Genomic DNA, 5,649 nt, shown 5'->3' with positions numbered 1-5,649 from the left:
GGATTTCGAAGATTCTCCGGCGTTGGATGCGGGCCTTCTCTCGGGTGCTCAGGCGGTTGAGCATTACGAAATATCGCGTTATGGCACGTTGATTGCCTGGGCTGAGCAGCTGGGTATGAAGCAGGCAGTCCAGCTCCTCGAGCAGACGCTTGAGGAAGAAAAGAAAACGGACGCTGCGCTAAACAAGCTGGCGCAAGCCGCGATAAATCGTAAGGCGGCTTAGTCCCCAGTCAGCTGGCCCGCTCCTGGGCCAGCCCAGGTGGCGCACGCGTCGTCGAGGCGGCATAGCTGTGCCGTTTCCTTCTCTGTGGGGCGCCAACCCGATTGAACCCGCTTGGCGTGGTGCTGGCAGTGGCCGAAGTTCTTCAACCGCTGCTGGTTACCCTTGCCAAAGGGCAAGCGGGCAACAAACCGCCGATGTTAGCGCTTGCCACTGCCGAAATAGCGGCATCGATACAGTTGCAGCTCTCGCTAAAAGGTGAGAGCCGCCGCTGTCCCCGCCAAGCGACGATCTCACAAATCCTAGAGTATTCAGTCCTCACAATGTCACCGGCCGTCTCGGCATCGGCAAGAAAACCGGGAGGGAGCTGCGGAACAGCGGTCCCCTTCTGCCGCTATTTCTTGCCCTCGCCGACCGTAGGGGCGGGCTTTTTGTCGAGATCCTGCGCCATCTCAAGGTGATGCTTCAGCGCGCGCAGGGTCTTACCGGCCCAACCCTTGAGGTCTGCGTTGTCGCCGCCCTTTGCGTAACGCTCGAACAGGTCGACGGCATCCTTATGAGCGCTGACCTGCATCGAATTGAACTCGGAGCTGAAGTCGTTACCGTTGGCACCCTTGAGCTTGTCGAGCTTGCTTTGATGCGATGAATCGAGCGTGCTGGGCAGTTCGGCTTTCACCTTGCCGCTGGAAACCAATCCCTTCAACTCAGTGCTGGTTTTGGTGTGGTCCGTTACCATCTGGGAAGCGAAGGTCTTCTCCGCCTCATTGCCCTTCTGTTGTGCGAGTTTGCTGGATTCGATTTCAAACATATCCGATATCGCGACCTGCTTGACAAAATCCACCGTCGAGGGGCTGACCCCGAGCACGGAATTGATGCCGGCCTTCTCGCCGACGGATTGCGCCAGTCCCGGCGTCGCCAGCAAAATGCACGCGATTGCTAGTACGGTTCGTCTCATGTGTATCTCCATCAGCTTGCGGTCTTTCAGTTGACGCCCTTGCGAAGCGCCAGGTGATGACGCGCGAAAAGAGAACTTTCCGAGGTGTTCGCACTGCGGCAGGGAAGTTCTGTTTTTCCATAGCATCTTTGATTCTAAGCAAAACGCTTACACGCGCGTCTATCCCTGCTCCTGCGGCAAGTGGATCTGGCAGACTAAAGTTCCTCCCGTTGGTTGGCCTGCTGTGTAGGTTATTTCCCATCACCAGCCAGGCTCTGCCCGTAGGCGTTGGTGGCTGAGAGACCGAGCGCGCTCCCGCCTGCACAAAAAGGGAGGCGCGTAATGGAACACGCGCAGCGCATTGAGGCGATCCAGGCTCGCATGGCTGAGCAAATCGAGACTATCGCACGAGTCGTTTGCGAGGATAAGGAGCCGCTGACCGCCGAACTAGTGCTTAGGGCGCTCGCTACCCAGATGGCGCATGAAGACGCGCGTCCAGCCGGTGTGGTCCTCGTTAAGACGCGCGAGGAAATTAGGACAGCTTGTGCTGGCGCACTTCCCCAGTCGTCATATTCAGCGTCGGAATATGCTCAGGGGGTAGCTGTCGCTAGCGCGCGAGGTCGCAGCGAGCCAGATTTGGACCTCGCCGTCATCGGTCGTCACGCGGACTAGATGAACCTCGGTCGCCTGTTGCATGAGCAATAAAAGCGGCATCGAGGGAATCGTTTCAAAAATCTTCACATAAGCTAGTGCTGGAACCTGGAATGGGACACTGCTTCTGACACGCTTAAGTAAATGCGGAGATCAAGACCGGAGCGCAACCTGTTTGCATGTTCAGGCTCACTCATCATGACGGTGTCGAATACAGCTTCATGGGTTGGCGGCGATATCGTTCGTAGCGCTCATCGTAGGCGTCGGCGCCCTGTTGATCGGATGAGCCTGTCATCTCATGGATGATCCAACCGCCTTGGCCTCAGCGTGTACCCCCTCGCTGGGGCCGTTCTTTATGTTGGCATGTCGGCGCGGTTAGGCGAACAGGTCTTTGCCCGGCTGCAGCATCCGCACAAACGTCCCGCTCTCATGGTACTCGAGCCAGCCCTGATCCTTGGCGTACTCCAAGCCGGCCCAGTACTCAGCCGGCGTCGCCTTGTCCTGGTACAGCATCGGATAGTTGATCTTTGTAGATCCGGCCATCCTGTACGGGCTCGAAAGCCGCGCGTGCTCCATGATCCTGCGGGCGGCCTTCTCGGGGGTTGGAGTAGGGGCGGTCGCCGATGTATTTCATGGCCTGTATGTTTAGTCCGCTGATCGAGGCAGCTTCACATAAACACTACAAATTACAGCGATTGCGATAGGGTTTAGGCCCAAGACGATGATGCCCGAACGATATAAGATTTCAGCCATGGCGTGCCCCTGTGCGGTCGGCAACTCAGCTTTGGCTAAGAGACTTATAGCATAAGTTGCGCCAAGAGCGCGTGACCCAAATGAACTATCGATCCTTGTTGCGCCCGAAACGCTCTTTCGCCGCGTCCTGGTTTTGGTGCCAGTGCTCGATGCTCTTCGGGCTCAGGCCGGAATAGAACCGCTCCCAAGCCGTCCGGAACGCGGCTTTGGCGCTCTCCAGATCGGGCCCGCCGGTCGCGTAGGGCGGCACGGGCAGCGGCACCGCGATGCTATAGGTTCCAGAAGGGCGGGCTGCGCTCGGTTGCCAGCCTGATCCGGCCGATCCTAGAGCACCAGCGCCGGGTAGGGCGCTGGTGTTTTTTGTGAGGATAGAGAGTGCCGCCCAAAAAGTGACTCCTGTTATCGCATCGCTTGCGATGTTCCGCCATCGTGAGAGGTATGAAGGATCGGCATTGGAAATTGCTAATCATCCTTTTGGGTATGTCGTGGTGATAGCGGCAGCCGTTTATTTTGAGATGTAGGCGCTACCGCAAGAAGAAGCGCGGCCTATCGGTGCTGTTCTAGTTAGGGCGTTTGCGCGAAGGAAACTAGGACGGAAGATGCCGGCGCACTTTCCCGACCGTCATATTCAGCGAGGGGATGTGCTCGGGCGTTAGCTGTCGCTGGATGAGGCTGACGGCCCATCCTTCCGGGTACCAGATCGTGCTCGCGATCGCCGGTTTTGCCCCCGACGAAATTTCCGTCACGGCGGAGCAGAATGTTCTGACTGTCGAAGGCATCAAGGTCGAAAAGGCCGAGCGCGAATACATCTATCAGGGCATCTCGACGCGCAGGTTCAAGCGCCAGTTCAGCCTGGCCGATTACGTCGAGGTCAAGAGCGCGGCGTTCGACAACGGGCTTGTCAGGATCGAGCTGGCGCGCGAAGTGCCGGAGGCGATGAAGCCGCGACGCATCGCAATCAATGCTGCGTCGAACACGGCGCTCCGACAGCTGGAAAGCGTCGCCGCCTGACCGAAACGGCGAAGCCGCGTCCGACGAACAGGTCGCGGCTTCGTCTCTTCAGCAACTCGTCCTTCGAATGGAGGCATCCATGCGGCCGACGACCGCGCCTGCTCATAACGTTATTGGCTTTCATCTGCCGATTGGCGATTACCACCAATATGAGACCCCGCGCGATGTGGTGCGGGATTCTCGCTTGAGCCTCCTCGGACGCCAGCGCCGTAGCGTCCAATCCCGCCTTGCGGGCACCCAAGGGGCTCAAAGCACCCGTTCCTGTCCGCGACATCCTCGAAGCGCTTCGCGCGCTCGACAACGGTCCGCCCCATCCGCCAGGCGGCCGGCCTGCGCGCCTGCGCTCCGTCGACCGCTGCCTGGCTGCATAGGAGCGCGAGATGACAGACAGGCTACCGAAGCAGGTTATCGATCGGATCGAAGGGCGCTGGCGGTTAAGATTTGGACAGGCAAGGCACCGGAGCCAGAACTGTTCGACCGCCGGCTTGAACAGCTGCGCGCTCATCGCAACAACATTCATCGGTATCGGCGACTGCTGCAGACCCAGCTCTCCGACCTCGAGCGCGAATTCATCGAAAGACGGCTCGCCGAAGAAGTCACGGCGATGCAAGGCGTCGTGGCCGACATTCCGCCACTGCCCTCGATCGATCGCGCAGCTTGCGAGGAGATCACGTCATGACTGGTCTGCAGCAGTTGCTCATAAGAGGCAGCGAAAAAGTCATCGGTCACTATCAATTCCTGCTAGACAGCGCGACCTCGGAACAAGAGCGCGAGCGCTATCGACGGAGGATCGAGAAGAACGCCGGATACTAGGCCGGTTGCTCGATAGCGACGTTCAATCGACACGCGCAGCGTGAGGCATCGCGTTCGCGCCGGGCTGGCGCCGTTAGGCACGACTGTAGCGCTACTCGGCAGGTACAACCGGCTTTGTGGCGCGGCTTGGCTACCCCTTTTTGCCTTGATGGATTTCGCGGGCGGCGTCTTGCCACCGCTCTGGATGCCCTGCGTCAAGGCGTCCGTGAGGTTGAACACGTTGCTTGAGGCGGGCTCGTTGTTCTCCGATTTGTCAAAACGGAACTGCGGCGCGCGATTGGGAGGCCTGAATGGCAAACAAAGCGAAGAAGCAGACCGCCGCGGTCGCAAGGATGACCGTGCGCGCGTCGCCGGCGGGCGTGATTACGAGGTGAGCTATAAGCTGAAGAAAACCCGGAAGTCGGCAGCGCCGGTGAAGAAGGCCGTCAAGAAGGTCGGCAATAGCCGCAAGCGAGTTGAGCGCCGGCTCGGGTCGGCGATGAAAAAGTCGTTAGCAACGGCACCGTCGAAGCGTCGTTAGCAATGCGTCGCTCGCGGCAGAGCGGCATTGGACGAAGGGACGTGCCCCGGCTCTTGCCCCCGAAGACCCGGGGCACTTTGTGATCATTTCCATTGGGACCGCTGCTTTTCCGACAAGGTTCACACGGGTTATTTCCGGAGCGGGTCGCCGTTTGGGATAATCGAAGCACAGGGCATAATTTTCATTTCGTACTTTTGGGGCCCTGGCAACGACGACCGCCGCTTCTCGGGGGACAGCGGTTCGGCGATTCAACTCGGCCCCAGCATGACCCGGATCCTAGCGCCTTTTGATTAGGAACGAAGGGATGCAGCGGGCAATGGTCGCCCTTCGCTGCCGCATCGCTACCGGCATTGAGAACGCCCAGTACACTGGCCCCAGCTTCTATGATCGCCGGGGCCGTTTCTTTTAAGGAACAAAGTTACAATCGGCGGCGTTTAGGCAGCGCTAGGTTTGAGTGGTTTCCTTGGCCTCAGCTGGTGCTGACCGCAGTCATGACGCAAGGACACCGAGATGATTGGATTCTCATCATCGTAGTTTTTGGCGTCATCGGCGCAGTGCTGGTGGTGGATCTATCTTTTCTTGATGCCAAGCGAACAGGTCTTGCCGGCTTGGTTGCGGTCTAGGACACTCGACAAATCAGACACTGGAAGAACCGAGGCTGCAGTCAGCCTCCGCCTGGCTCTTATCAGATGGCGGACATCGCTTTGGGATGGATCGGTGCCGCGACCGCTTGTCAGGAATCCGTAG

General features: G+C 58.9%; 8 protein-coding genes. 5 read left to right on the top strand and 3 right to left on the bottom strand.

The features are described from left to right. Positions 1 to 223, top strand: a 223-nt coding sequence (locus tag AKL29_RS44255; RefSeq protein WP_244481705.1) for a YciE/YciF ferroxidase family protein, incomplete at its 5' end; no start/stop codon positions are given. Positions 224 to 614: 391 nt separating this feature from the next. Here AKL29_RS44255 and AKL29_RS02755 read toward each other — a convergent pair. From AKL29_RS02755 to AKL29_RS42645, 3 genes are all read right to left on the bottom strand, one after another. Beyond that, a complete protein-coding gene (locus AKL29_RS02755) occupies positions 615 to 1,175 on the bottom strand; it encodes a DUF4142 domain-containing protein (RefSeq protein ID WP_050383044.1) in 561 nt (186 codons plus the stop codon). A 1,005-nt stretch (positions 1,176 to 2,180) separates the two neighbouring features. After that, positions 2,181 to 2,348, bottom strand: a complete 168-nt coding sequence (locus AKL29_RS42650; RefSeq protein ID WP_160321699.1) for a hypothetical protein — start codon at positions 2,346 to 2,348, stop codon at positions 2,181 to 2,183. A gap of 295 nt (positions 2,349 to 2,643) precedes the next feature. Then, the gene (locus AKL29_RS42645) at positions 2,644 to 2,820 is read right to left on the bottom strand and encodes a hypothetical protein (RefSeq protein ID WP_160321698.1); all 177 of its coding nucleotides are present in this window, start codon (positions 2,818 to 2,820) and stop codon (positions 2,644 to 2,646) included. A 377-nt stretch (positions 2,821 to 3,197) separates the two neighbouring features. On the opposite strand from AKL29_RS42645, the gene AKL29_RS02745 reads away from it, so the two are divergent. The 4 genes from AKL29_RS02745 to AKL29_RS42640 all read left to right on the top strand — a co-directional run bounded on the left by AKL29_RS02745 (position 3,198) and on the right by AKL29_RS42640 (position 5,525). Continuing rightward, the gene (locus AKL29_RS02745; RefSeq protein WP_080667259.1) at positions 3,198 to 3,569 is read left to right on the top strand and encodes an Hsp20 family protein; all 372 of its coding nucleotides are present in this window, start codon (positions 3,198 to 3,200) and stop codon (positions 3,567 to 3,569) included. A gap of 675 nt (positions 3,570 to 4,244) precedes the next feature. Continuing rightward, on the top strand, positions 4,245 to 4,382 hold the full coding sequence (locus AKL29_RS02740; protein ID WP_244481704.1) for a hypothetical protein: 138 nt from the start codon (positions 4,245 to 4,247) through the stop codon (positions 4,380 to 4,382). A gap of 286 nt (positions 4,383 to 4,668) precedes the next feature. After that, complete coding sequence (locus AKL29_RS02735) at positions 4,669 to 4,902, top strand: DUF3606 domain-containing protein (RefSeq protein ID WP_050383042.1); 234 nt, start codon at positions 4,669 to 4,671, stop codon at positions 4,900 to 4,902. Positions 4,903 to 5,378: 476 nt separating this feature from the next. Then, positions 5,379 to 5,525: a hypothetical protein gene (locus AKL29_RS42640; RefSeq protein ID WP_160321697.1), complete on the top strand. Its 147-nt coding sequence runs from the start codon at positions 5,379 to 5,381 to the stop codon at positions 5,523 to 5,525. The last annotated feature ends 124 nt before the right edge of the window (positions 5,526 to 5,649 follow it).

The sequence above is a fragment of the Bradyrhizobium pachyrhizi genome, assembly GCF_001189245.1.
Taxonomy (GTDB): Bacteria; Pseudomonadota; Alphaproteobacteria; order Rhizobiales; family Xanthobacteraceae; genus Bradyrhizobium; species Bradyrhizobium pachyrhizi.
This window is presented reverse-complemented; position numbering and strand designations above follow the sequence as displayed.